This window comes from Actinomadura sp. 1N219 (assembly GCF_044326405.1).
GTDB lineage: Bacteria > Actinomycetota > Actinomycetes > Streptosporangiales > Streptosporangiaceae > Spirillospora.
In genome coordinates, this window is the sequence record NZ_JBIRAY010000002.1 from 142,100 (window position 1) to 163,910 (window position 21,811).

The following is a 21,811-nucleotide window of genomic DNA, read 5'->3' on the forward strand; positions in this document are numbered from 1 at the left end:
CGGCTACTCCCCCTTCGTCCCGGCCAGCTCGCCCTTGGCGCCCACATGCGGGTGGTGCAGGTCGAACGCCGGCCGCTCGGAACGGATCTTCGGAATCGAGTTGAAGTTGTGCCGCGGCGGCGGGCACGACGTCGCCCACTCCAGCGACGCGCCGTAGCCCCACGGGTCGTCGACCTCGACGCGCTTGCCCCGCTTCCACGTGATGTACACGTTGTAGAAGAACGGCAGCATGGACGCGCCGAGGACGAGCGAGAAGATGCTGGAGATCTCGTTCAGCCCGTGGAACTCGTCCGGGTAGTCGGCGTACCGGCGGGGCATGCCCGCGGCGCCCAGCCAGTGCTGGACGAGGAACGTGCCGTGGAAGCCGATGAACAGCAGCCAGAAGTGGACCTTGCCGAGGAAGTCGTTCAGCATCTTGCCGGTCCACTTCGGCCACCAGAAGTAGAAGCCCGCGAACATCGCGAACACCACGGTGCCGAACACGACGTAGTGGAAGTGCGCCACCACGAAGTAGGAGTCGGACAGCTGGAAGTCCATCGGCGGCGACGCCAGGATGACGCCGGTGAGGCCGCCGAACAGGAACGTCACGAGGAAGCCGAGCGACCATAGCATCGGCGACTCGAACGTCAGTTGTCCTCGCCAGATCGTCCCGACCCAGTTGAAGAACTTCACCCCCGTGGGCACGGCGATGAGGAACGACATGAACGAGAAGAACGGCAGCAGCACCTGGCCGGTGACGAACATGTGGTGCGCCCACACGGTGATGGACAGGCCGGTGATGCTGATGGTCGCGAACACCAGTCCGATGTAGCCGAAGACCGGCTTCCGGCTGAACACCGGGAGGATCTCCGTCACGATGCCGAAGAAGGGCAACGCGATGATATAGACCTCCGGATGCCCGAAGAACCAGAACAGGTGTTGCCATAGCAGCGCGCCGCCGTGCGACGCGTCGAAGATGTGTGCGCCGAGCTTGCGGTCGGCCTCCAGCGCCAGCAGCGCCGCGGCGAGGACCGGGAACGCGATCAGCACCAGGATGGACGTCAGCAGGACGTTCCACGTGAAGATCGGCATCCGGAACATCGTCATGCCGGGCGCGCGCATGCACAGGATCGTGGTGACGAAGTTGACGGCGCCCATGATGGTGCCGAACCCGGACATCGCCAGGCCCATCACCCACATGTCGCCGCCGATGCCCGGCGAGCGGACCGCGTCCGACAGCGGGGCGTAGGCGAACCAGCCGAAGCTGGCCGCGCCGCCCGGGGTCAGGAAGCCCGCGATGACGATGAGGCTGCCGAACAGGAACAGCCAGTACGCCAGCATGTTCATGCGCGGGAACGCCACGTCGGGCGCGCCGATCTGCAGCGGCATGATGACGTTGGTGAAGCCCGCGAACAGCGGCGTCGCGAACATCAGCAGCATGATCGTGCCGTGCATGGTGAACAGCTGGTTGAACTGCTCGTTGCTGACGACCTGCATGCCCGGCTCGAACAGCTCCGCGCGCATCACCAGCGCGAGGACGCCACCGAACAGGAACATGAAGAACGACGTGATCAGGTAGAGGTAGCCGATCACCTTGTGGTCGGTGGACGACAGCCACGAGGCGAGGATGCGGCCCTTGCTCGTCCGCGGGCCGATGGGCGTCGCGGTGGGCGCGTGACTGGTCGCGGTCACTGAGCACCCCCGGCGGCGAGCGCGGCCTTCGAGTCGGCGATGTACTTGGTGTACTCCTGGGGCGTCACGACCTTGAGCTGGAACAGCATCCGGCTGTGGTCGACACCGCAGAGCTCGGCGCAGCGGCCCTCGTACACGCCGGTCTTGTTCGCCGTGAACTCGAACTCGTTGTCGTAGCCGGGCATGACGTCCTTCTTGTAGATCAGCGCCGGGACCCAGAACGAGTGGATGACGTCGTTGGAGTGCAGGCGGACACGAATCTTCTGGCCCGTGGGGATCGTCATCACCGGCTTGGCGGGCGCGGGCCCGTTCGGCGCGACGGGCTGGCCGACGACGCGCGCGACGAGCTGCTCCTTGCCCGTGGCGTCCTTCTGCTTGTAGTCGAACTGCCAGCTCCACTGGAACCCGGTCACGTCGACGACGACCGCGGGGTTGGCGGTGGTCTTCTCGACGTAGTTCTCGTCCCGGGCCGTGAAGTAGAACAGGACCGCGATGATGACGAACGGGACCGCCGTGTAGAGGATCTCGATCGGCATGTTGTAGCGGACCTGCGGCGGCAGGTCGTCGGAGCGCTTGCGGTGGAACAGGATCGCCCAGATGATCAGGCCCCAGACGACGGCCCCGACCGCGAACGCCGCGATCCAGGAGCCCTGCCACAGGTGCAGCATGCGCTCGCCCTGCTCGCTGATCGGCTCGGGCATGCCCAGGCGGCTGCCGCTGCACGCGGTGGCTGACAGCGCCAGCAGACCCAGCGCGCCGGCGCTTTTCAATGCGCGGCGACTGCGCACAGGCGTACGCCGCTCCCTAGAGCGGGTCGGACTCACGGAATGCCTTCCCCACGGATGAAAGCCCGGTCGGCCGGGCGGAGAGATCAGTTGTCACATGTGCGATGGACACACTAGCGCGAGGGTCGCGCGAACCCCCGATCGGGTGCCCGGTTAGTGTTTCCGCGTGGCCGATCCAAGCGCGCCGGGCGTCTATCTCGATGCCGCGTCCACCGAGCCGCCGCATCCCGCGGCCCGGTCGGCCCTCCTTGAGGCCCTCGACGCCGGATGGGCCGACCCCGCCCGGCTGTACGGGACGGCCCGCGGCACCCGGGTGCTCCTCGACCGGGCCCGCGCCCGGGTGGCCGAGGTCCTGGGCGCCCGTGCGGACGAGGTGTCGTTCACGTCGTCGGGCACGCAGGCGGTGCACCTGGCCGTGCTCGGCGGGCTCCGGGCGCGCCGGCGGGTCGGGCGGCACCTGGTGGTGAGCGCGGTGGAGCACTCCAGCGTCCTGCACGCCGCCGAGGCGCACGAGCGCGACGGCGGCGAGGTGACCGTCGTCGGCGTCGACCGGGCGGGCCGCGTCGACCCCGGCGAGTTCGCGGCGGCGCTGCGTCCGGACACCGCGCTCGCGTGCCTGCAATCGGCCAACCATGAGGTCGGGACGGTCCAGCCCGTCGCGGAGGTCGCCGAGGCGTGTCGCGCCGCGCGCGTGCCTCTCTTCGTCGACGCCGCGCAGTCCCTGGGACGGACGGACGTCCCCGGCGGTTGGTCCTTCCTCGCCGGCAGCGCCCACAAGTGGGGCGGGCCCGCGGGTGTCGGGGTGTTCGCCGTCCGCAAGGGCACTCGGTGGCGTTCTCCGCTGCCGGACGACGAGCGGGAGCAGCGCCGCGTGCCCGGGTTCGAGAACGTCCCGGGAATCGTGGCGGCCGCCGCCGCGCTGGAGGCGTTCCGCGCGGACATGGCTGCGGACGCGGCGCGCCTCTCGTCCCTCGTGGACCGCATCCGCGCGGAGGTGCCGCGTGCCGTCGCCGACGTGGAGGTCGTCGGCGACCCCGTCCGGCGGCTGCCGCACCTGGTGACGTTCTCGTGCCTGTACGTGGAGGGCGAGGCGCTGCTGACCGAACTGGACAGGCTGGGTTTCGCCGTTTCCTCCGGAAGTTCATGCACGGCGGATACGCTGCGTCCCAGTCATGTGCTGGAGGCGATGGGCGTGATTACCCACGGGAACGTGCGGGTATCGCTGCCGCGTGGCGTCCGTTCGGCGGACGTCGACCGGTTCCTGACCGTGCTGCCCGGCGCCGTCGGCCGCCTCCGCCGGACAGCGCTGGACGACTTCGAGACGGGGTCGGGCAACGTCGACACAGGGAGGCGGTCGCGCCCATGAGGTTCCGAGGCCGCGCCAAGAGCGGGGCGTCCGCGGGCGGCGCCGCGCCGCCCGCCGCCGCCGAGCCGGCCGCGCCGCCGCCCGTCCTGGTCATCGACGCGCTCGGCCGCAAATGCCCGATCCCGATCATCATGCTGGCCGAGCGGATCCGCGAGGTCCCGGTCGGCCAGATCGTCGCCGTCCTCGCCGACGACGCCGCCGCCCGCACCGACGTCCCCGCCTGGTGCCGCATGAAGTCGCAGGACTTCGTCTGGGAGGAGACCCTCCAGCAGGGCGGCTGGGGATTCCACATCCGCCGGACGTACTGAGCCGCAACGTAGAAGGGCCGCGCCGTGAAGGCGCGGCCCTTCTACGTTGGCTTCCCCTTACGGGTTCGGGCAGGTGAGGTGGGGAGCGACGTCGGCGGCGGCGTCGGAGCCGTACGCGGCGGCGAAGCGGTCGAGGAACGACTGGCGGGCCAGGGAGTACTCCTGCGGGCCCGCGGCCTCCAGGGCGTGCGCGGCGATGGTGTGGCCGACCTGCGCGGCGCGTTCGAGCGGAAGCTCCCAGGCGAGCGCGGACAGGAAACCGCCGCGGAACGCGTCGCCGACGCCGGTCGGGTCTACGACCTTCTCGACGGGGACGCCGGGCACGTGCAGGCCCTCCACGCCCTTGCGGTCGATGACGGCGCCCTTGGCGCCGAGGGTGGTTATCCGGATGCCGACGCGGTCCAGGATCTCCTCGCCGGACCAGCCGGTCTTCTCCTCCGCGAGCGCCTTCTCGTACTCGTTGCTGAACAGGTACGCGGCGCCGTCGATGAGGCGGCGGACGTCGGCGCCGTCCATGCGGGCGAGCTGCTGGGACGGGTCGGCGGCGAACGGGATGCCGCGGCTGCGGCACTCGTCGGTGTGCCGCAGCATCGCCTCGGGGTCGTTCGGGCTGACGATCACGAGGTCGAGGCCGCCGACGCGGTCGGCGACGGGCCGCAGCTCGATGGAGCGGGCCTCGCTCATCGCGCCGGCGTAGAACGTCGCGATCTGGTTCTGGTCCTGGTCCGTGGTGCACAGGAACCGGGCCGTGTGGTGCAGCTCGGACACGTGCACGGACGCGGTGTCGACCGCGTGCCGTTCGAGCCAGGAGCGGTAGTCGGCGAAGTCGTCGCCGACGGAGCCGACGAGGATCGACTCCTTGCCGAGGTTGCCCATGCCGAAGCAGATGTTGGCGCCGATGCCGCCGCGGCGGATGTCCAGCTCGTCCACCAGGAACGACAGCGACACGCGGTCCATCTGGTCGGGCAGGAACTGGTCGGTGAATCTTCCTGGGAAGGTCATCAGATGGTCGGTCGCGATGGAGCCAGTCACGGCGATGCGCACTGCGTCGCTCTCCTCGTGGTGGTCGTCCGGCTGTTCACCGGCTGTTACGGACCCGGAAAGAGTACTTTCCCATCGCACCATAGATTGACGCTGGAGCGCAGCCCGAGAGATTGCGGACCGGGCCCGGAGCCAGGGCAGCGAAAGGGGCGGGCCGGGCGTCAGCCCAGCCCGCCCCTCGACGCTCGGTGGCGCGGACCCGTCCGGCGGGCCCGCGCGTCAGGCGGATCGGCTCAGTTGAAGGAGTCGCCGCACGCGCAGGAGCCGGACGCGTTCGGGTTGTCGATCGTGAAGCCCTGCTTCTCGATCGAGTCGACGAAGTCGATGGTGGCGCCGGTGAGGTAGGGGGCGCTCATCCGGTCGACGCGGACGGCCAGGCCGTCGAAGTCCTGGATCTGGTCGCCGTCCATTTCCCGCTCGTCGAAGAAGAGCTGGTAGATCAGGCCGGAGCAGCCGCCCGGCTGCACGGCGACACGCAGCGCAAGGTCGTCGCGGCCTTCCTGCTCGAGCAGGCCCCTGGCCTTCTCGGCGGCGGCGTCGGTGAGGACGACGCCCTGCTGCGTGGTCTCCTGCGTGGTCTCGCCTGAAACCGTCATATGTTCAGCTCCCGGGTCTCGCTGCGCCGCGCGCGGCGGCGGCCTGTCGCTTGTCCTCCAGGACGCGTACGCCCCTTCCCGTAGAACAACGTACCTCGCCATAGGCCCATTCCGCTTCCCGGCCATGTCTAACGCCCGTGGACGGTGCGGTCTACGTCACATCATGGGCAGGCCTCGGATGTGCCATCATTAGTCGTCAAAGCGACGATAAGCCCCGTCGCCGAAGGGAGACACGCCGTGACCACCCCAGTGCGCGACCTTCCGCTGCTGCTCCTCGGCAGCGCCGCCGACCCCGCCACCGAGCGCGGCGTGGACTGTCCGGGCGAGCTGCCGCCGGCCTCCGACCCCGCGCTCGTCGAGCGCGCCCGCGCCGCCAAGGCCGCCCTGGGCGAGCGGGTGTTCGTGCTCGGCCACCACTACCAGCGGGACGAGGTCATCCAGTTCGCGGACGTCACCGGCGACTCGTTCAAGCTGGCCCAGCAGGCGGCGGCCCGTCCGGAGGCGCCGTACATCGTGTTCTGCGGCGTCCATTTCATGGCGGAATCGGCCGACATCCTGACCGCCGGGCACCAGCGGGTGATCCTGCCCGACCTCGGCGCGGGCTGCTCGATGGCCGACATGGCGACGTTCGACCAGGTCGAGGAATGCTGGGAAAGCCTTGAGGACGCGGGCGTCGCCGACGACGTGATCCCGGTCACGTACATGAACTCGTCCGCCGACATCAAGGGCTTCGTCGGACGGCACGGCGGCGTGGTGTGCACCTCGTCCAACGCCAAGCGCGCCCTGGACTGGGCCTACGGGAAGGGCAAGAAGGTTCTGTTCCTGCCCGACCAGCACCTCGGGCGCAACACGGCCGTCCTGGAGATGGGCTTCTCGCTGGACGACTGCGTCGTCTACAGCCCGCACCGCCGCGAGGGCGGCCTCACGCAGCAGCAGGTGCGGGACGCCAAGATGATCCTCTGGCGCGGCCACTGCTCCGTGCACGGGCGGTTCACCACGGAGGCGGTGGACGACGTCCGGGCGCGCGTTCCCGGCGTGAACGTCCTCGTCCACCCCGAGTGCAAGCACGAGGTCGTCACGGCCGCCGACCAGATCGGCTCGACCGAGTACATCATCAAGACCATCGAGGCCGCGGAGCCCGGCTCGTCCTGGGCGGTGGGCACCGAGCTGAACCTCGTCCGGCGGCTCGCGAACGCCCACCCGGACAAGAACGTCATGTTCCTCGACAAGGCCGTCTGCTACTGCTCGACGATGAACCGGATCGACCTGCCGCACCTGGTGCTGGCGCTGGAGTCGCTGGCGGCCGGACGGGTCGAGAACATCATCGAGGTGGACGAGGAGACCGCGCACTACGCCCGCGCCGCCCTCGACCAGATGCTCGCCCTCCCCTGAGCAGGATCTAGGACAGGCCGGGGGCGTCCCAGACCGGGAACCACCGGCCGGTGTCGGGCTCGATGTCCAGTTCGCCCGCGAGCGCGTCGCGGGCGCTCGTCTCGACCGTGTTGTTGCGGCGGTGCTCCGCCGACGCCACGTCGGGCGGGCGCGGCGCGAACGGGTAGAACGTCCCGCGGCCGGGCGAATGGACCAGGAAGAGCCGCTGGGGGCCGTCGTCCCGGCGGAAGGAGACGACCGAGCACAGCAGGTAGGGCCCGTATCCGGCGGCGGTCAGCGTGGAGTTGACCATGTGCAGGTCGGCGACGAGCCGGTCGAACGCGTCCGGCGGCCGTGTGACCTGCGCCCAGCCCCAGCCGTGGGGCCCCGCGCTCAGGCCCGACTCACGGCCGCCGTCGGCTCCCAGGAGGCGGGCGACGTCCCGCTGCGCGCGGCCGAACGCGCCGAACGTGCCGCCCTCGACGAGGCGGTGGCAGACGGCGCCCGCGCCGGTCGGGGCGAACCCGGTCGCGGCCTCCAGCGCCGTCGCGGCGGCGGGCAGCGCGAACAGCCGGTCGAGATCGGGCAGGCCGGGCGGCACGGGACGGCCGAGCAGCCCGTCCAGGACGCCCACGTCAGCCGCCGCTCTCGAGCCGCCAGGAGATGGCCGACAGCCGCTCCGTGCGCCGCTCCAGCGGCGGATGGCTGGACAGCAGCGTCTCCACGCCGCCGCCGCGCACCGCGACCACGCACAGGCCGCTCACCGGGCGCAGCGCCCGCAGGTCCTCGCGGGACGCGTCCCGGATCACCTCGGTGACCTTGCCGAGCGCGGACGCGAGATCGCCGGGACGGCCCGTCAGCACCGCGCCGGTGGAGTCGGCGCACAGCTCCCGGTGCCGGGACAGGGCGAGCCCGACGAGGGTCCCCGCCGCGAACAGGACCGCCGCCGCCACCCCGAGCGGCAGCAGCACGACCCCGGCCAGCAGGGCGGCGGCGCGTCCGGCGCCGTACCGGCCGCGGCCGGTGATCAGGCCCGTCCACCAGCCGAGGAACAGCCCGGCGCACATGCCGGGGAACGACGCGATCGCGGTGACGAGCACGTCCCGGTTGGCGACGTGCGCGATCTCGTGGGCGAGGACGGCGGCGAGCTCGGCCGGTTCGAGGCGGGCGCGGAGCCCGTCGGTGACGCACACCACCGCCGAGCCCGGTCCCGACCCGGCGGCGAAGGCGTTCGGCATGTCCAGCGCGGACACGGCGAGGCGCGGCTTCGGCAGGCCGGACGACATGCACAGCCGGTCGACGACGGCGTGCAGCTCGGGCTCCTCGTCGGAGGCGACGAGGCGGGCGTCCATCGCGTAGAGGGCCAGCCGGTCGGCGGCGCGGGCGGAGAGCACCGCGACGGCGACCGCGACGACCGCGGCGACCGCGCCCCACACCGGACCGGCGAGGAACGCGGGCAGCACGGCCGCCGCGTACACGAGCGCGACCAGGACCGCCGTGGCGAGCATCCGCCAGGTCAGTCCGGAGTCGGGTGCGTCACGGGAGGGCGCCATGTCCCGACATTACGCCGATCTTGGACGCCGTTCAGCGTCTGAAGACACACAGCCTGGTCACGGGCCCGTCACAGGCCGGGGGCGCCCCAGACGGGGAACCAGCGGCCGAGGTCGTCCTCGAACGGGAGGTCGGCCCCCACCGCGCTGCGCACCTGCAGTTCGAGCGCGTTGTCGCGCTTGTCGCCGGGCAGCGGCGCGAAGGGGTAGAACGTGCCGCTCTTGTAGCGGTAGACGAGCGCCAGGCGCTGCCCGTCCGGGCCACGGAAGCCCGCCAGCGAGCAGAGCAGGTGCGGGCCGAACCCGCCGGACTCCAGCGTCGCGTTCACGGCGTGCAGGTCGGTGACGAGGTCGGGCAGCTCGTCCGGACGGTGCGTCGTGAGCAGCCAGGTGTAGCCGAAGGTGTCGGTGCTGATCTCGACCTTGGGGCCCTCGTCGGCGTCCAGCAGCTCCTGGACGTCGCGCTGCAGCCGCGCGAACGCGCCGCCCTCCGCCGCGCGGAAGCACACCGAGCCGAGCCCGGTCGGGACGAACCCCGTCGCGGCCTCCAGCGTGATGGCGGCCGACGACAGCGCGAACAGCCGGTCGAGGTCGGGTTTGGCGGGCTTGGAGCGGCCGAGCAGCGTGTCCAGGAAGCCCACGGATCAGACTCCCCTGCTGAGCTGCTCGGAGATCTTCGAGAGCTGGGCGAGCCGCTTGTCGAGCGAGGGGTGGGTGGAGAACAGCGACGAGACGCTGAAGCCCTTGCCGAGCGCCGGGGTGAAGAAGAACGCGTTGAACGCCTGCGCGGACCGCAGGTCGTTCGTCGGGATCCGCGCGATCTCCCCGTTGACCTTCGTCAGCGCGCTGGCCAGCGCGGACGGGCGGCCCGTCAGGAGCGCGGCGGCGCGGTCGGCGGACAGCTCCCGGTAGCGCGACAGGGCCCGGGTGAGCATGAAGCTGACGGCGTAGGCGAGCGCGCTCGCGGCGACCACGGCGAGCAGGATGAGCCCGGTGTTCTGGTCGTTGCTGCGGCGGCCGAACCCGCCGAACAGGCCGATCTGCAGGCCGATCCGGGTGATCAGGCCCGCGCAGATGCCGAGGAACGACGCGATCGTCATGACCGCGACGTCCTTGTGCGCGACGTGCGCCATCTCGTGGGCGAGGACGCCCTCGAGCTCGACCGGGTCGAGCCGGCGCAGCAGCCCGGTGGTGACGCAGACGACGGCCTTCTTCTGGTTCCGTCCGGTGGCGAACGCGTTGGGCACGTCGGTGTCGGCGATCGCGACCCTCGGCTTCGGGGCGTCCGACATCGCGCAGATGCGGTCGACGACGCCGTGCAGCTCGGGCGCCTCCTCCGGGGTGACGACGCGCCCGTGCATGGCGAACAGCGTCATCTTGTCCGAGAAGAAGTACTGGGCGAGCAGGAAGACCGCCGCGGCGGCGAGCGCGATGAACGCCCACTGCGGCAGGAACACGAAGAACGCCCCCACGGCGACGACATAGACCAGCCCCAGCAGGAACATCGTCACGAGCATCCGCGAGGTCAGCCCCCGATCGGAGGCGTATCGCGTTCTGGCCATGCGGCCACCCCCTGTGCTTCCCCGATGGTGTTCAGTTGTTCAACGCGCGGGACCCCGATTTTGTGCCTGACTGTCCGGTTCGGCCGGCGCCGGGGGGCGTCCGTGTCAGTCGGGAATCCGTGTCAGTCGGGAATCAGCCCTTCGTCCCCCAGCATCGCGCGGACCTCGTCGATGTGCGCGTCGGCCGGCGGGAGGATCAGCTCGGACGGCGCCAGGCTGTCGGCCGCAAGCGGCTTGCCCACCTTGCGGACGTTCTCCAGCAGCGCGTGCAGCGCGGCGCGGAAGGCCGTCTCGTCGCCCGACTCGATCGCCGACTCCAGTTCGTCGTCGAGCGCGTTGAGAGCGGACAGGTCTTCTGCGGCCACGTCCAGCTGGCCCTCGCCCATCAGGCGGACGATCACTGGGCACCCCCGGGCTTCTCCTGCCAGTTCACCTGGGGAGCCTGCTGGGGGGTGTCCTGCTGCTGCGGCTGCGCGGTCGCGTTGCCCTGGTTCAGCTCCTTCGGCGCGGGGGCCTGGCCGAGCTCGGCCTTCAGCTGCTCCAGTTCGAGGTCGACGCCGGGGCCGGAGCCCATCCGGTCGAGCTCGGCCTGGATGTCGTCCTTCGGACCGGAGAAGTCCTCCAGGGCGCCGGACGCCAGCAGCTCGTCGATCGCGCCGGCGCGGGCCTTCATGGTGTCGGTCTTCTCCTCGGCGCGCTGGATCGCGAGGCCGACGTCGCCCATCTCCTCGGAGATGCCGGAGAACGCCTCGTTGATCTTGGTCTGCGCCTCGGCGGCGGTGTAGGTCGCCTTGATCGTCTCCTTGCGGGTGCGGAAGGAGTCGACCTTGGCCTGCAGCCGCTGGGAGGCGAGCGTCAGCTTCTCCTCCTCGCCCTGCAGCTGCTGGTACTGGCCGCGCAGGTCGTTCAGCTGGCTCTCCAGCCCGGCCCGGCGGGTCAGCGCCTCGCGGGCCAGGTCTTCCCGGCCGACCTGCAACGCCTTCTTGCCCTGGTCGGTCAGCTTGGTCTGCTGCCCTTCGAGCTGATTGATCTGCAGTTCGAGACGCTTGCGCGAAGTGGCGACGTCGGCGACCCCCCGACGGACCTTCTGCAGCATCTCCAGCTGTCGCTGGTAGGAGTAATCGAGGGTCTCGCGGGGATCCTCCATGCGGTCCAGGGCCCTGTTCGCCTTGGACTTGAAGATCATCGACATTCGCTTCATCACGCTCATCGCGCGGCGCCGGTCCCTTCGTGCTGTCGCCTCAGTCGTGAACTGGGCTCAATGACCACTGCTGGGGTTCTTATCACCCTACGCGTTAACGCGCGAGGCAGCCACGATGTTCGCAGCCGGTAGTCTGATCCCGTGTTCAAGCGTCGTACCCCGGAGGCCCCGGCGAATCCTCCTGAGGTAGTAAAGCCGGAAGGCAAGGGCCGTCCCACGCCCAAGCGCAAGGAAGCCGAAAAGCGCAACCGCCAGCCGATCACCGCGCCGTCCTCCCGCAAGGAGGCGTACCGCAAGGTCAGGGAGCGGCAGGCGGCCGATCGCGCCAAGGCGCGCCAGGGCATGGCGAAGGGTGACGAGAAGCACCTGCTCAAGCGGGACAAGGGTCCCGTCCGCCGGCTCGCCCGCAACTACGTCGACTCGCGACGCACGGTCGGCTCGTACCTGATGTACGCCATGTTCGCGATCGTGCTGCTGAGCATGCTCCCGATCCCGGTGGCGCGGCTGCTGGTGCTGTTCGCGCCGCCGCTGCTGCTCGTCGCCGTGTTCGCCGAGGGCCTGCTGCTGAGCCGCGGCATCAAGCGGCTCGCCGCCGAGCGGTACCCCGACGAGGACGTGAAGGGCGTCGGCCTGTACGCGGCGATGCGCGCCATGCAGATCCGCCGGCTCCGCGTGCCGAACCCGCAGGTCCGGGTAGGCGAGAAGGACAAGATCTGATCGCGCGACCGGCGGACTAGGGTCGGGGGCATGGAGTTCCGATACCTGGGCCGGAGCGGTCTGAAGGTCAGCGAGATCGCGTACGGCAACTGGCTCACCCACGGCTCCCAGGTCGAGGAGGACGCGGCACGCGCGTGCGTGCGCGCCGCCCTCGACGAGGGGATCACCACCTTCGACACCGCGGACGTCTACGCGGGCACGCGCGCCGAGGCGGTCCTCGGACGCGCGCTCAAGGGGCAGCGCCGCGAGGGGCTGGAGATCTTCACCAAGGTCTTCTGGCCCACCGGGCCCGGCGTGAACGACCGCGGGCTGTCGCGCAAGCACATCGTCGAGTCGGTCAACGGTTCCCTCCGCCGCCTGGAGACCGACTACATCGACCTGTACCAGGCCCACCGGTTCGACCACGAGACGCCGCTCGAGGAGACGATGCGGGCGTTCGACGACCTCGTCCGGCAGGGCAAGGTCCTGTACGTCGGCGTGTCGGAGTGGCGGGCGGACGAGATCGAGCGGGCCCTCAAGATCGCCGACGAGATGGGCTTCGACCGGATCATCTCCAACCAGCCGCAGTACTCGATGCTGTGGCGGGTGATCGAGGGCGAGATCGTCCCGCTGTGCGAGCGCGAGGGCGTCGGCCAGATCGTCTGGTCGCCGATCGGGCAGGGCGTCCTGACCGGCAAGTACAAGCCGGGGCAGCCGCTGCCGGCCGGGTCGCGCGCCACCGACGACAAGGGCGGCGCCGACATGATCAAGCGCTTCCTCACCGACGACCTGCTGGCCCGCGTGCAGGAGCTGAAGCCGATCGCGGACGACCTCGGGCTGTCGATGGCGCAGCTCGCGATCGCCTGGACGCTGCAGAACCCGAACGTCGCGTCGGCGATCGTGGGGGCCTCCCGTCCGGAGCAGGTCGCCGACAACGCGCGGGCGGCGGGCGTGAAGCTGGACGCCGGCGTGCTGAAGCGGATCGACGAGGTCCTCGACCCGGTCGTCATCCGCGATCCGGCGAACACGGTCAGCCCGCCCCGGCGCCCCTGAACTCGTCGCTGAACCGTTACGCGGAAGGGCCGCGGAGCACCTGCTCCGCGGCCCTTGCCCGTCTTCCCGTCATCCCGTCATTCGGGTTCGAGCAGGCTCATCTCGTACACGACCGACTCGCCGTCCAGCAGGGTCACCGTGTCGACGTCGTCGGCGCGCAGCCCCCGCCAGTTCTCGCCCAGCCAGCTCTCCGCGTCCGCCTGGGTGGAGAAGGTCTCCTCCGACATGCCGACCATGCGCCCGTCGGCCTTCTCCAGACGCCAGCTCCACGCCATCGCGTTCGACCTCCCTCGTCGCGGTGAGACTAGCCCCTCCGCGCCGCGGTTCCGTCAGGACGCGGCCTCGATGGCGCGGCGCAGCGCGTCCGCGGTGTCGGTGTCGGACTTGTCGAGCGTGCGGCCGTTCACCCGCACGCTGGGCGTGCCCTGAACCCCGGACGCGATGAGGCCCTTGCTGACGGTCTTCACGCTCTCGGCGTAACGCTGGTTCCGGACGCAGGACGTGAACCCGTCGCCGGTGAGCCCGAGGCCCGCGGCGTAGGAGATCAGCTCCGACGTCGCGTAGCCCTGTGTGGAGAGGGTCGCGGGCTGGCGGGAGTAGAGGGCGTCCTGGTAGGAGAGCCAGCGTGCGCCGTCGCCGACGCAGCGCAGCGCCGCCGCGGCCCGGACCGCGTTGCCGTGCGCGGGCTGGACGCTCTCACCGAAGATGACCATCGGGTGGAAGACGACCTTGGCGCGTCCGGAGACGGCCAGCTGCTTGAGCATCGGGTCGTGCATGCGGTCGAACGTGCCGCAGTGCGGGCAGGCGAAGTCCTCGTAGACGTCGACGACGGGGGTCGTGACGCCGGGACGCGCCATCGCCAGGCTGCCGTCGGCGAGCGGCGTGGCCTCCGCGCCTCCGGCGATCTGCCCGACCTTTAGCTGAACGTCGCCGCCGCCACCGCCGCCGCCCCCTTCCTCGCCGCCCTGGACGTACAGGAAGACGGCCGCGACCAGGACCAGGACCACGACGAGACCGCCGCCTATCAGGGCGATCGCCAGTGCGGCGCCGCCCTTGCGTCCGGGAGGCGGCGGCCCGAACGGGCCAGGAGGGCCGGGCGCGCCTGGCTGCCAGCCGGGGCCGCCGGGCGGCGGGGGGCCGCTCGGCGGGACGGGAGGCGGGCCGTAGGGCGGCTGCGCACCATGGGGCGGCTGCGCGCCCTGACCTTGGCCGCCCGGCCACGGCGCGTTCGGGGGGTAGCCCACCTGGACCTCCTGATGGGGCCGTCGTGATCCTTCCAGGTGAGCGTAACCGTAGAGTTCCGATCGAGATGGACATCGAGCTTCGCGGCATCGCCGCTCCGGGCGGCTGGCCCGTGCCCGGATGCCGGTGCGCGTCCTGCAACCGGCTGCGCGCTACCGGGGTCCGGCACGAGCCGGTGAGCGCCGTCGTCGACGGCGTGCCGCTGGAGGACTGCTCCCGGACGGACGTCCCCGGCGGTTTCGAGGTGCACGGCCCTCGCGGAGGACGGGCGCTGGTCGCGGCCGGACCGGGGACGAGGCCGGAACCGGTGCACGGGGTGGAGTACGACGCCGTCCTGCTGGACTTGGCCGGGTCCCCGGACCACTTGGGTTATCTGCGCCACGTCGGGGCGGTGTCGGCCAAGACGGACGTCGCGGCGATCCACGTCGACCACCGTGTGCCGTCACCGGCCGAGCTTGAGCGCCGCATGGCGTTCTGGAGCCGCCCGCATCACGGCCCGCATCGAACGTTGCTCCTTGGTGGCGCGCGGTCGGGCAAGTCGGCCGAGGCAGAACTCCGTCTAGCCGCGTGCCCGGACGTTCTCTACGTCGCGACCGGGCCGGTGCGTGACGACGACCCGAAATGGGCGGAGCGCGTCACCGCCCATCGGCTCCGCCGTCCGGCTTGGTGGCGGACCGTCGAGACGACCGATCTCGTAGGCGTCCTGAAGCACGAGACAGGCGCGGTCCTCGTGGACGGCATCGGCACGTGGCTCGCCGCGGCGATGGACGAAACCGCCGCATGGGACGACCCCTCCCTCGTACACCCGCTCCTGGACGACCTCGTCTCGGCGTGGCGCGGCGCGGAGGCGCGGGTGGTGGCTGTGAGCGACGAGGTCGGTCTGGCAATCGTGCCCACGACGGCGTCCGGGCGGGCGTTCCGCGACGTGCTGGGCAATCTCAACCAGCGGCTCGCGGCCGAGTCGGAGGAGGCGGCGCTGGTGGTCGCGGGCCGCGTCCTGGAGCTCGGATGATCGCGGGGCTGCGGCTGGCGGTGACGTTGCTCACCGTCGTCCCGGTGGGGTCGGAGCGGGTCGACCGGGGCACGGCGCGGGCGGCGATGCTGCTGGCGCCGTCCGCCGGGCTGATCGTGGGCGGCGCCGCGGCGCTCGTCCTGCTGGCGGGCGACCTGCTCGGCCTGGACGGCCTGGTCGCGGCGGCGCTCGCGGTGGCCGCGACGGCGGCGATCACCCGGGCGCTGCACCTGGACGGCCTCGCGGACCTCGCGGACGGCCTGGGCAGCGGACGTCCCGCCGCCGAGGCCCTGGCGATCATGAAGCGGTCGGACATCGGGCCGTTCGGCGTCGTCGCCCTGCTGCTGACCCTGCTGATCCAGGTCTCCGCCCTGGCCACGGTCCCGCACCCGGCCGTCGCGGTGATCGTCGCGGCCGTCGCGGGACGCCTCGCCCTCCCCTGGGCCTGCCGCACCGGCGTCCCGTCCGCCCGCCCGGACGGGCTCGGCGCGCTGGTCGCGAGCTCTGTGCCGACCCGGGCGGCGTTCGTCGTCACGGCCCTCGTTCTGGTGGCCGCGGCGGCGGCCGGGACGGGCGCCGGAGGGCTCGGCGGCGCTCTGCACGCGGCGGCGGCCGTGATCGTCGCGCTGGGCGCCGCGCTCCTGCTGCTCCGCCACGCCGTGCGGCGGCTGGGCGGCGTGACCGGGGACGTCCTCGGCGCGCTCGTCGAGACCGCCACGACCGCCGCGCTGATCGCCCTCACGGCGCTTCGGTGAGGGCGCGGCGGGCATAAGCGCGGACGTCGGCGTCCGAGTCGTCCTGGGCCCTGCTCAGCGCGTCGCGCACCGCCGTGACGTCCCGGAAAGCGGCCAGCGAGATCACCGCGGCCTTGCGGACGTCCAGGTGCGGGTCGTCCAGGGCCTTGACGAGCGGGTCGGGCGCGACGTCCGCGGACGCGGCGGCCAGGCCCCGCGCGGCGCCCGTCCGGACCTGCCAGGCCGGGTCGTGCAGGGCGCCGACGGCGGCGAGGTCCAGCGGATGCGGGCAGCCGATGCCCGCCAGCGCCTCGAAGGCCGCCGCCCTGACCAGGTCGTCCGCGTCGCCGACGAGGCCGCCGAGCGCCCCGGACGCCGCCGGGTCGCCGATCGTGCCGAGGCCGTGCGCCACCGCCACCCTGACCTCGCGGGATGCGTCGGACGCGGCGCGCGCGACCTCGTCCGCGGCGTCGTGGGCCACCAGTCCCCGGACGGCCTGGAGCCGGACGCGGTGGTCGGCGTCGCCGAGCGCGTCCCCGAACACGGCCGGGGAGCCCAGCCGGAGAGCGCGCAGCACGTCCAGGACGGCGGCGCGGACGATCGCGTCCTCGCCGCGCAGCGCGGGCGCGAGGTCGTCCCGGACGGCGGGCGTCGCGGGCAGCACCTCGACCAGTTCGCGGAGCGCGGTGGCGGCGGCGCGCCGGACGGAGCCGTGCGCGTCGGCGAGCGCGGTCGCCAGGGCGCCGGCGACGCCGTCCGGCGCGACCTCGGTGAGCGTCGCGACGGCCGCGCGCCGCACCTTCGGGTCGGGGTCGTCGAGGTACGGGGCGATGGCGCCGACGCCCGGTCCCGTCTCGGCCAGGTCCTGGAGTTCGAGCAGCCGCGGCGAACGCCCGATCGCCACGGCCGGACGCGCCGCCTTGGCCGGGGATGCGGGCGCGGCCACGACCGACGCCGCGGGGGCCGGGGTGAGCACGACCGGCTCGCCGCCCGGCTCCGGGACGGTGAACTCCTCGACCGGCACCAGATACGGCGCCACCGGCCGTTTGACGAATTCCATCGCGCCGTCGTCCCGGCGCCGGAGGTTGAGGTGGTACATCCACGCCTCGTCGTCGCGTTCGGGCAGGTCGGCGCGGTCGTGGTAGAGGCCCCAGCGGCTCTCGGTGCGGGTCAGCGACGAGCGCGCCGCCATTTCCGCGCAGTCGCGGATGAACGTGACCTCGGCGCAGCGCATCAACTCGTGCGGCGTCCGCGCGCCCATGCCGGCGATCTCCGCCTCCATGCGGGTGAACGTCTCGACGGCGAGGTCGAGCTTCGCCCGCGTCTTGGGCGGCGCGACGTAGTCGTTGACGAACCGGCGGAGCTTGTACTCGACCTGCGGCTGCGGCGGCCCGTCCGGGTTGCGCAGCGGGCGGTAGATCAGCTCGTGCGCCGCCCGGATCTGCTCCTCGGGCAGCACGGCGCCGCGACCGAGGTGGGCGGACGCGTGCGCGCCCGCCAGGTCCCCGAAGACGAACGCGCCGATCATGTAGTTGTGCGGGACGCAGGCCAGGTCGCCCGCCGCGTACAGGCCGGGCACGGTCGTGCGGGCGTTCTCGTCCACCCACACGCCGGACGCGGAATGCCCGCCGCACAGCCCGATCTCGGAGATGTGCATCTCCACGTCATGGGTGCGGTAGTCGTGGCCGCGTCCCGCGTGGAACGTGCCCCGCGTCGGCCGCTCGGTGGTGTGCAGGATGCCTTCGAGCGCCGTCAGCTTCTCGTCCGGCAGGTGGGTGAGCTTCAGGTAGATGGGGCCGCGCGCGGAGTCGATCTCCCGTTTGACCTCCGCCATCATCTGGCCCGACCAGTAGTCGCAGTCGACGAACCGCGTCCCCTCGGCGTTGACCTGGTAGGCGCCGAACGGGTTGGCGACGTAGGCGCACGCGGGCCCGTTGTAGTCCTTGATGAGCGGGTTGATCTGGAAGCATTCGATGCCGCTCAGCTCGGCGCCCGCGTGGTAGGCCATCGCGTGGCCGTCGCCTGCGTTGGTGGGGTTCTCGTACGTCCCGTACAGGTAGCCGGACGCGGGCAGCCCGAGACGGCCGGACGCGCCCGTCGCCAGGATCACCGCACCGGCCGAGACGGTGACGAACTCACCGCTGCGGGTGTCGAATCCCACGGCCCCTACGGCGCGTCCGTCCTCCTCCGACGTCAGGACGCGCACGGGCATCACGCGGTTCTCGATCTGCACCTTCTCCCGGATGGAACGCTGCCTCAGCACCCGGTAGAGCACCTTCTTGACGTCCTTGCCCTCCGGCATTGGCAGGACGTACGAACCCGACCGATGAACCCTGCGGACCGCGTATTCGCCGTGCTCGTCCTTCTCGAACTTCACGCCGTACCGTTCGAGCCGCTTCACCATGTCGAAACCGCGCGTGGCCGTCTGGTGGACGGTCCGCTGATTGACGATGCCGTCGTTGGCGCGGGTGATTTCGGCGACGTAGTCCTCTGGCGTTGCCTTGCCTGGGATGACCGCGTTGTTGACGCCGTCCATGCCCATGGCGAGCGCGCCCGAGTGCCGGACGTGCGCCTTCTCCAGCAGCAGCACGGACGCGCCGTGCTCGGCGGCGGTGATGGCGGCCATCGTCCCGGCGGTGCCGCCCCCGATGACGAGGACGTCGCAGCTCAGCTCGCGGCGCTCCGCCGCGGGCGGGATCTCCATCAGACGGCCTCCTTCAACTGGTCGCCGGCCCCGAGCGCGCCGAGCACCTCGTCGCGGGACGCGGGCACGGCGAACTCGGCGGCGACACCGACCGGACCGAGGACGACGACGCGATGGCCGAGCAGCAGCGCCTCGTCCACGTCGTGGGTGACGAACACGACCGTGGCGGGGGCGTCGGCCAGGACGTCCAGGAGGAGCCGCTGCATGGACGCGCGCGTCTGCGCGTCCAGGGCGCCGAACGGCTCGTCCATGAGGATCGCGCGGGGTCCGGCGGCGAGCGTCCGGGCGAGTTGAACGCGCTGCCGCATCCCGCCGGACAGCTCGCGCGGCAGCCGCCCGGCGTCGTCGCCGAGCCCCACCCGGCCCAGCCACCGCTCCGCCGCCGCGCGGCGCTCCCGGCGCGGGACGCCCCGCAGCGCCAGGGCCAGCTCGACGTTGCGGCGGGCGGTCCGCCATGGCAGGAGCGCGTCGTCCTGGAACATCAGCGCCCGGTCGGCGGACGCGCCGGTGACGGGCACGCCGTCCGCGAGGACACGCCCCGACACGGCCGGGAGCAGCCCGGCGAACGCGCGCAGCAGCGTCGACTTCCCGCATCCGGACGGCCCGACGACGACGAGGATCTCCCCCGCCGCCGCGTCCAGGTCGAGTCCGCGGACGACGGCCCGTCCGCCGTACCCGAGCGCCACCCGCTCGGCCCGCAGCGAGAGCCCGCTCATGACTGCTCCTCCCTTGGCAACCACCGGGTCAGGCGGCGTCCGGCCAGTTCCACCGACGCGGACGTGAGCCAGCCGAGCAGCCCGATGGTGGCCATCCCGACGAGCACGCCGGGGTAGTCGACGATCGTGTACGCCTGCCAGGTCCGGTAGCCGACGCCGAAGTCGCCGGAGATCATCTCGGCGGAGATGACGCAGATCCACGCCACGCCCATGCCGATGGACAGCCCGCCGAACACGCCCGGCAGCACCCCCGGCAGGACGACGCGGACCAGCACCCGCCACCGTCCGCCGCCGAGCGTCCGGACCGCGTCCTCCCAGACGACCGGGAGCGCCTTCACCGCGTGCCGGGTGCTGACCAGGACGGGGAAGAACGCCGCCGCGAACGTGATGAACACGATCCCCTGCTCGTTCGCCGGGAACAGCAGGATCGCGACCGGCACCAGCGCGATCGCGGGGATCGGGCGGGCCACCTCGAACAGCGGCTGCAGCACGTCCCCCGCCCACCGGGAGCGGGCGGTGGCGACGCCGAGCGCGACGCCGAGGACGGCGGCGAGCGCGAACCCGGTGAGGATCCGGACGAGGCTCTGCGTGACGTCCTGCCAGAACTGCCCCTGCTCGACCTGGCGGCCGAACTCGCGGACGACCTCGGCCGGGCCGGGGAACCGGTCGAACCGGACCCAGAGCCGCAGATCGGCGGCCGTCACCAGATGCCAGACCGCGACGGCGGCCAGCAGCGACGCCGCCCTGACTGGCCAGCGGTACAGGCCGTTCACGCGCGCCGCACCGCCTCGCCGTATGGGACGACCTTCGCGCCGGAGTGGGCGGAGACGTACTTCTGCGCGCCCTCCGGGGTGGCGAACGGCTTGAACCTTTCCGCGGCGTTGGCGGACGGGTCCTCGACCCAGACGTCCTTGTCGGCGAACCAGCGCGTTCCGGCCGCGGTATCCGGGATGTACACGGCCCTGATCTGCTTGCCCTCACCCTGAAGCGTCCGCACGTTCTTCAGCAGGCAGACGGGATCGGCGACCGGCCTCGTCTTGGGCTCCCCCTTGACCCACACCTCGCCCGCCGTCTTCGGATCGTCCACCTTCTTGTTGCAGACAGCGTCGGTGCCGGTGATGGCCGCTGGGTTCGCCGTGGAGGCCGCCTGCTGGTCGTAGGGCGCGCCGACCGCCTTCCTTATGTAGGCGTCGTTGACGAACGGGTCGACCTTCAGCGGGGCCTGGATGACGCCGATGGACTTGAGGAACGGCACGTCCTGGACGAACGCGTCCCGCAGTTCCTTCTTGATGGTGGGGTCGAACGTGGCGACACCGCCCGCGCCGTTGTAGAGGTAGACGGTCTCCACCGGCAGCCCCGTCGTCGCCGCCACCGATTCCGCAGCCTCCAGCGGATGCGCGTGCAGGTAGTCGGTCGCGTCGATCTGCGCGCGAAGGAACGCCTGGAGGATCTCGGTCTTCTCCTTGGCGTACTGCTTGCGGACGACCACGCCGTGGAACGTCGGCACGTTCAGGTCGCCGCCGTCGTAGAGCAGCTTCGCCTGGCCCTTGTTCACCAGCAGGCCGGGCCAGGCGACGAACTGCGCGAAAGCAGACGCGGCGCCCGACTGGAGGGCGGACGCGCCGATGGTCGGCTGCTGGTTCTCGACCTTCACGTCCTTCGCCGGGTCGAGCCCGTACTTGCGCGCCGCCTGGACGAACGTCCCGTGCCCGGCGGACCCGACGCTCGTCGAGACGGTCTCGCCCTTCAGGTCGCGCAGCGTCTTCGCCTTCGCGCCGGGGGCGACGACCACGCTGTTCAGGGCTCCGCGCAGGTTGTAGCCGGTCACCGACACCCACTGGGTCTCGGCGTCGCCGCCCTGCGCCTGCGCCCGCGAGCCGTTGATCAGCAGCGGGTAGTCGCCCATCGAGCCGATGTCGATCTTCCCGGCGAGCATCTGCGCGGTGATCGGCGCGCCCGTGTCGTAGTCGCGCCAGACGACGGAGTGCTCGCCGTCCAGTTCCTTCAGGCGCTTCTCGAAGAAGCCGAGCGAGCGCAGGAGCGTCCCGGCGGTGACGGTGTTGATGGTCTTCGACTGGTAGCCCACGACGATCTGGCCGGACCCGCCGCCCGCCGAGGCGTTGCCGGCGACGGTGCACCCGGCGAGCAAGGGCACGAGACCGAACGCGAGGGTTCTGAGTAGGGGGAGTCTCATCGGGCGTCC

At 71.6% G+C, this 21,811-nt stretch carries 23 protein-coding genes; 7 read left to right on the forward strand and 16 right to left on the reverse strand.

Going from position 1 to position 21,811, the window contains the following annotated elements; translation table 11 throughout:
• Window positions 1-3: 3 nt before the first annotated feature.
• A complete protein-coding gene (gene ctaD, locus ACH35V_RS09420; RefSeq protein WP_395971303.1) occupies window positions 4-1,671 on the reverse strand; it encodes a cytochrome c oxidase subunit I in 1,668 nt (555 codons plus the stop codon).
• Window positions 1,668-2,459: a cytochrome c oxidase subunit II gene (coxB, locus tag ACH35V_RS09425; RefSeq protein ID WP_395971304.1), complete on the reverse strand. Its 792-nt coding sequence runs from the start codon at window positions 2,457-2,459 to the stop codon at window positions 1,668-1,670. The genes ctaD and coxB overlap by 4 nt, the downstream gene beginning before the upstream one ends.
• 163 nt (window positions 2,460-2,622) lie before the next feature.
• On the opposite strand from coxB, the gene ACH35V_RS09430 reads away from it, so the two are divergent.
• Window positions 2,623-3,822, forward strand: a complete 1,200-nt coding sequence (locus ACH35V_RS09430) for a cysteine desulfurase family protein (protein WP_395971305.1) — start codon at window positions 2,623-2,625, stop codon at window positions 3,820-3,822.
• Window positions 3,819-4,130 (forward strand): sulfurtransferase TusA family protein, encoded by a 312-nt coding sequence (locus ACH35V_RS09435; protein ID WP_395971306.1) that lies wholly within the window; start codon window positions 3,819-3,821, stop codon window positions 4,128-4,130. Before ACH35V_RS09430 ends, ACH35V_RS09435 begins: the two co-directional genes overlap by 4 nt.
• Before the next feature lie 57 nt (window positions 4,131-4,187).
• Here ACH35V_RS09435 and ACH35V_RS09440 read toward each other — a convergent pair whose 3' ends face one another.
• Window positions 4,188-5,174 carry a carbohydrate kinase family protein gene (locus tag ACH35V_RS09440; RefSeq protein ID WP_395971308.1) on the reverse strand — a complete coding sequence of 329 codons (987 nt, stop codon included), beginning with the start codon at window positions 5,172-5,174 and terminating at the stop codon, window positions 4,188-4,190.
• 230 nt (window positions 5,175-5,404) lie between these two features.
• Window positions 5,405-5,767, reverse strand: a complete 363-nt coding sequence (locus tag ACH35V_RS09445; RefSeq protein WP_395971310.1) for a HesB/IscA family protein — start codon at window positions 5,765-5,767, stop codon at window positions 5,405-5,407.
• A gap of 237 nt (window positions 5,768-6,004) precedes the next feature.
• Between ACH35V_RS09445 and nadA the strand changes: the two genes are divergently transcribed.
• Window positions 6,005-7,159 carry a quinolinate synthase NadA gene (gene nadA / locus ACH35V_RS09450; protein ID WP_395971311.1) on the forward strand — a complete coding sequence of 385 codons (1,155 nt, stop codon included), beginning with the start codon at window positions 6,005-6,007 and terminating at the stop codon, window positions 7,157-7,159.
• 7 nt (window positions 7,160-7,166) lie between these two features.
• Here nadA and ACH35V_RS09455 read toward each other — a convergent pair whose 3' ends face one another.
• From ACH35V_RS09455 to ACH35V_RS09480, 6 genes are all read right to left on the reverse strand, one after another.
• A complete protein-coding gene (locus tag ACH35V_RS09455; protein WP_395971312.1) occupies window positions 7,167-7,772 on the reverse strand; it encodes a hypothetical protein in 606 nt (201 codons plus the stop codon).
• A gap of 1 nt (window position 7,773) precedes the next feature.
• On the reverse strand, window positions 7,774-8,691 hold the full coding sequence (locus ACH35V_RS09460) for a M48 family metalloprotease (protein WP_395971313.1): 918 nt from the start codon (window positions 8,689-8,691) through the stop codon (window positions 7,774-7,776).
• Between the two features lie 68 nt (window positions 8,692-8,759).
• The gene (locus ACH35V_RS09465; RefSeq protein ID WP_395971314.1) at window positions 8,760-9,329 is read right to left on the reverse strand and encodes a hypothetical protein; all 570 of its coding nucleotides are present in this window, start codon (window positions 9,327-9,329) and stop codon (window positions 8,760-8,762) included.
• Between the two features lie 3 nt (window positions 9,330-9,332).
• Window positions 9,333-10,250 (reverse strand): zinc metalloprotease HtpX, encoded by a 918-nt coding sequence (htpX, locus tag ACH35V_RS09470; RefSeq protein WP_395971316.1) that lies wholly within the window; start codon window positions 10,248-10,250, stop codon window positions 9,333-9,335.
• 122 nt (window positions 10,251-10,372) lie between these two features.
• Window positions 10,373-10,651, reverse strand: a complete 279-nt coding sequence (locus ACH35V_RS09475; RefSeq protein WP_395971318.1) for a hypothetical protein — start codon at window positions 10,649-10,651, stop codon at window positions 10,373-10,375.
• Complete coding sequence (locus ACH35V_RS09480) at window positions 10,648-11,460, reverse strand: PspA/IM30 family protein (RefSeq protein WP_395971320.1); 813 nt, start codon at window positions 11,458-11,460, stop codon at window positions 10,648-10,650. Before ACH35V_RS09480 ends, ACH35V_RS09475 begins: the two co-directional genes overlap by 4 nt.
• A gap of 132 nt (window positions 11,461-11,592) precedes the next feature.
• Here ACH35V_RS09480 and ACH35V_RS09485 point away from each other — a divergent pair, with 132 nt between their 5' ends.
• Both ACH35V_RS09485 and ACH35V_RS09490 read left to right on the forward strand, forming a co-directional pair.
• Window positions 11,593-12,168, forward strand: a complete 576-nt coding sequence (locus ACH35V_RS09485; RefSeq protein WP_395971322.1) for a DUF3043 domain-containing protein — start codon at window positions 11,593-11,595, stop codon at window positions 12,166-12,168.
• A 30-nt stretch (window positions 12,169-12,198) separates the two neighbouring features.
• Complete coding sequence (locus tag ACH35V_RS09490) at window positions 12,199-13,200, forward strand: aldo/keto reductase family protein (RefSeq protein WP_395971324.1); 1,002 nt, start codon at window positions 12,199-12,201, stop codon at window positions 13,198-13,200.
• Between the two features lie 77 nt (window positions 13,201-13,277).
• On the opposite strand, the gene ACH35V_RS09495 is transcribed toward ACH35V_RS09490, so the two are convergent.
• Window positions 13,278-13,475, reverse strand: coding sequence for a hypothetical protein (locus ACH35V_RS09495; protein ID WP_131970834.1), 198 nt, complete (start codon window positions 13,473-13,475; stop codon window positions 13,278-13,280).
• 54 nt (window positions 13,476-13,529) lie between these two features.
• Window positions 13,530-14,444, reverse strand: coding sequence for a DsbA family protein (locus tag ACH35V_RS09500; RefSeq protein ID WP_395971326.1), 915 nt, complete (start codon window positions 14,442-14,444; stop codon window positions 13,530-13,532).
• A gap of 65 nt (window positions 14,445-14,509) precedes the next feature.
• Here ACH35V_RS09500 and ACH35V_RS09505 point away from each other — a divergent pair, with 65 nt between their 5' ends.
• Both ACH35V_RS09505 and ACH35V_RS09510 read left to right on the forward strand, forming a co-directional pair.
• Window positions 14,510-15,454: a bifunctional adenosylcobinamide kinase/adenosylcobinamide-phosphate guanylyltransferase gene (locus ACH35V_RS09505; RefSeq protein WP_395971328.1), complete on the forward strand. Its 945-nt coding sequence runs from the start codon at window positions 14,510-14,512 to the stop codon at window positions 15,452-15,454.
• Window positions 15,451-16,209, forward strand: a complete 759-nt coding sequence (locus ACH35V_RS09510) for an adenosylcobinamide-GDP ribazoletransferase (RefSeq protein WP_395971330.1) — start codon at window positions 15,451-15,453, stop codon at window positions 16,207-16,209. The genes ACH35V_RS09505 and ACH35V_RS09510 overlap by 4 nt, the downstream gene beginning before the upstream one ends.
• On the opposite strand, the gene ACH35V_RS09515 is transcribed toward ACH35V_RS09510, so the two are convergent.
• Genes ACH35V_RS09515 through ACH35V_RS09530 form a run of 4 tightly spaced genes read right to left on the reverse strand, consistent with a single transcriptional unit; the run spans window position 16,193 to window position 21,802 of the window.
• A complete protein-coding gene (locus tag ACH35V_RS09515; RefSeq protein ID WP_395971332.1) occupies window positions 16,193-18,892 on the reverse strand; it encodes a fumarate reductase/succinate dehydrogenase flavoprotein subunit in 2,700 nt (899 codons plus the stop codon). The genes ACH35V_RS09510 and ACH35V_RS09515 overlap by 17 nt on opposite strands.
• A complete protein-coding gene (locus tag ACH35V_RS09520; protein ID WP_395971334.1) occupies window positions 18,892-19,608 on the reverse strand; it encodes an ABC transporter ATP-binding protein in 717 nt (238 codons plus the stop codon). The genes ACH35V_RS09515 and ACH35V_RS09520 overlap by 1 nt, the downstream gene beginning before the upstream one ends.
• Window positions 19,605-20,381: an ABC transporter permease gene (locus ACH35V_RS09525; RefSeq protein ID WP_395971336.1), complete on the reverse strand. Its 777-nt coding sequence runs from the start codon at window positions 20,379-20,381 to the stop codon at window positions 19,605-19,607. Before ACH35V_RS09525 ends, ACH35V_RS09520 begins: the two co-directional genes overlap by 4 nt.
• Complete coding sequence (locus ACH35V_RS09530) at window positions 20,378-21,802, reverse strand: ABC transporter substrate-binding protein (protein ID WP_395971337.1); 1,425 nt, start codon at window positions 21,800-21,802, stop codon at window positions 20,378-20,380. The genes ACH35V_RS09525 and ACH35V_RS09530 overlap by 4 nt, the downstream gene beginning before the upstream one ends.
• Window positions 21,803-21,811: the final 9 nt, after the last annotated feature.

Coding starts and splice junctions, on each gene's coding strand:
- ACH35V_RS09435 (WP_395971306.1), top strand. CDS start 3,819: ATGAGGTTCCGAGGCCGCGCCAAGAGCGGGGCGTCCGCGGGCGGCGCC.
- ACH35V_RS09445 (WP_395971310.1), bottom strand. CDS start 5,767: ATGACGGTTTCAGGCGAGACCACGCAGGAGACCACGCAGCAGGGCGTC.
- ACH35V_RS09460 (WP_395971313.1), bottom strand. CDS start 8,691: ATGGCGCCCTCCCGTGACGCACCCGACTCCGGACTGACCTGGCGGATG.
- htpX (WP_395971316.1), bottom strand. CDS start 10,250: ATGGCCAGAACGCGATACGCCTCCGATCGGGGGCTGACCTCGCGGATG.
- ACH35V_RS09480 (WP_395971320.1), bottom strand. CDS start 11,460: ATGAGCGTGATGAAGCGAATGTCGATGATCTTCAAGTCCAAGGCGAAC.
- ACH35V_RS09490 (WP_395971324.1), top strand. CDS start 12,199: ATGGAGTTCCGATACCTGGGCCGGAGCGGTCTGAAGGTCAGCGAGATC.
- ACH35V_RS09495 (WP_131970834.1), bottom strand. CDS start 13,475: ATGGCGTGGAGCTGGCGTCTGGAGAAGGCCGACGGGCGCATGGTCGGC.
- ACH35V_RS09505 (WP_395971328.1), top strand. CDS start 14,510: ATGGACATCGAGCTTCGCGGCATCGCCGCTCCGGGCGGCTGGCCCGTG.
- ACH35V_RS09510 (WP_395971330.1), top strand. CDS start 15,451: ATGATCGCGGGGCTGCGGCTGGCGGTGACGTTGCTCACCGTCGTCCCG.
- ACH35V_RS09515 (WP_395971332.1), bottom strand. CDS start 18,892: ATGGAGATCCCGCCCGCGGCGGAGCGCCGCGAGCTGAGCTGCGACGTC.
- ACH35V_RS09520 (WP_395971334.1), bottom strand. CDS start 19,608: ATGAGCGGGCTCTCGCTGCGGGCCGAGCGGGTGGCGCTCGGGTACGGC.
- ACH35V_RS09530 (WP_395971337.1), bottom strand. CDS start 21,802: ATGAGACTCCCCCTACTCAGAACCCTCGCGTTCGGTCTCGTGCCCTTG.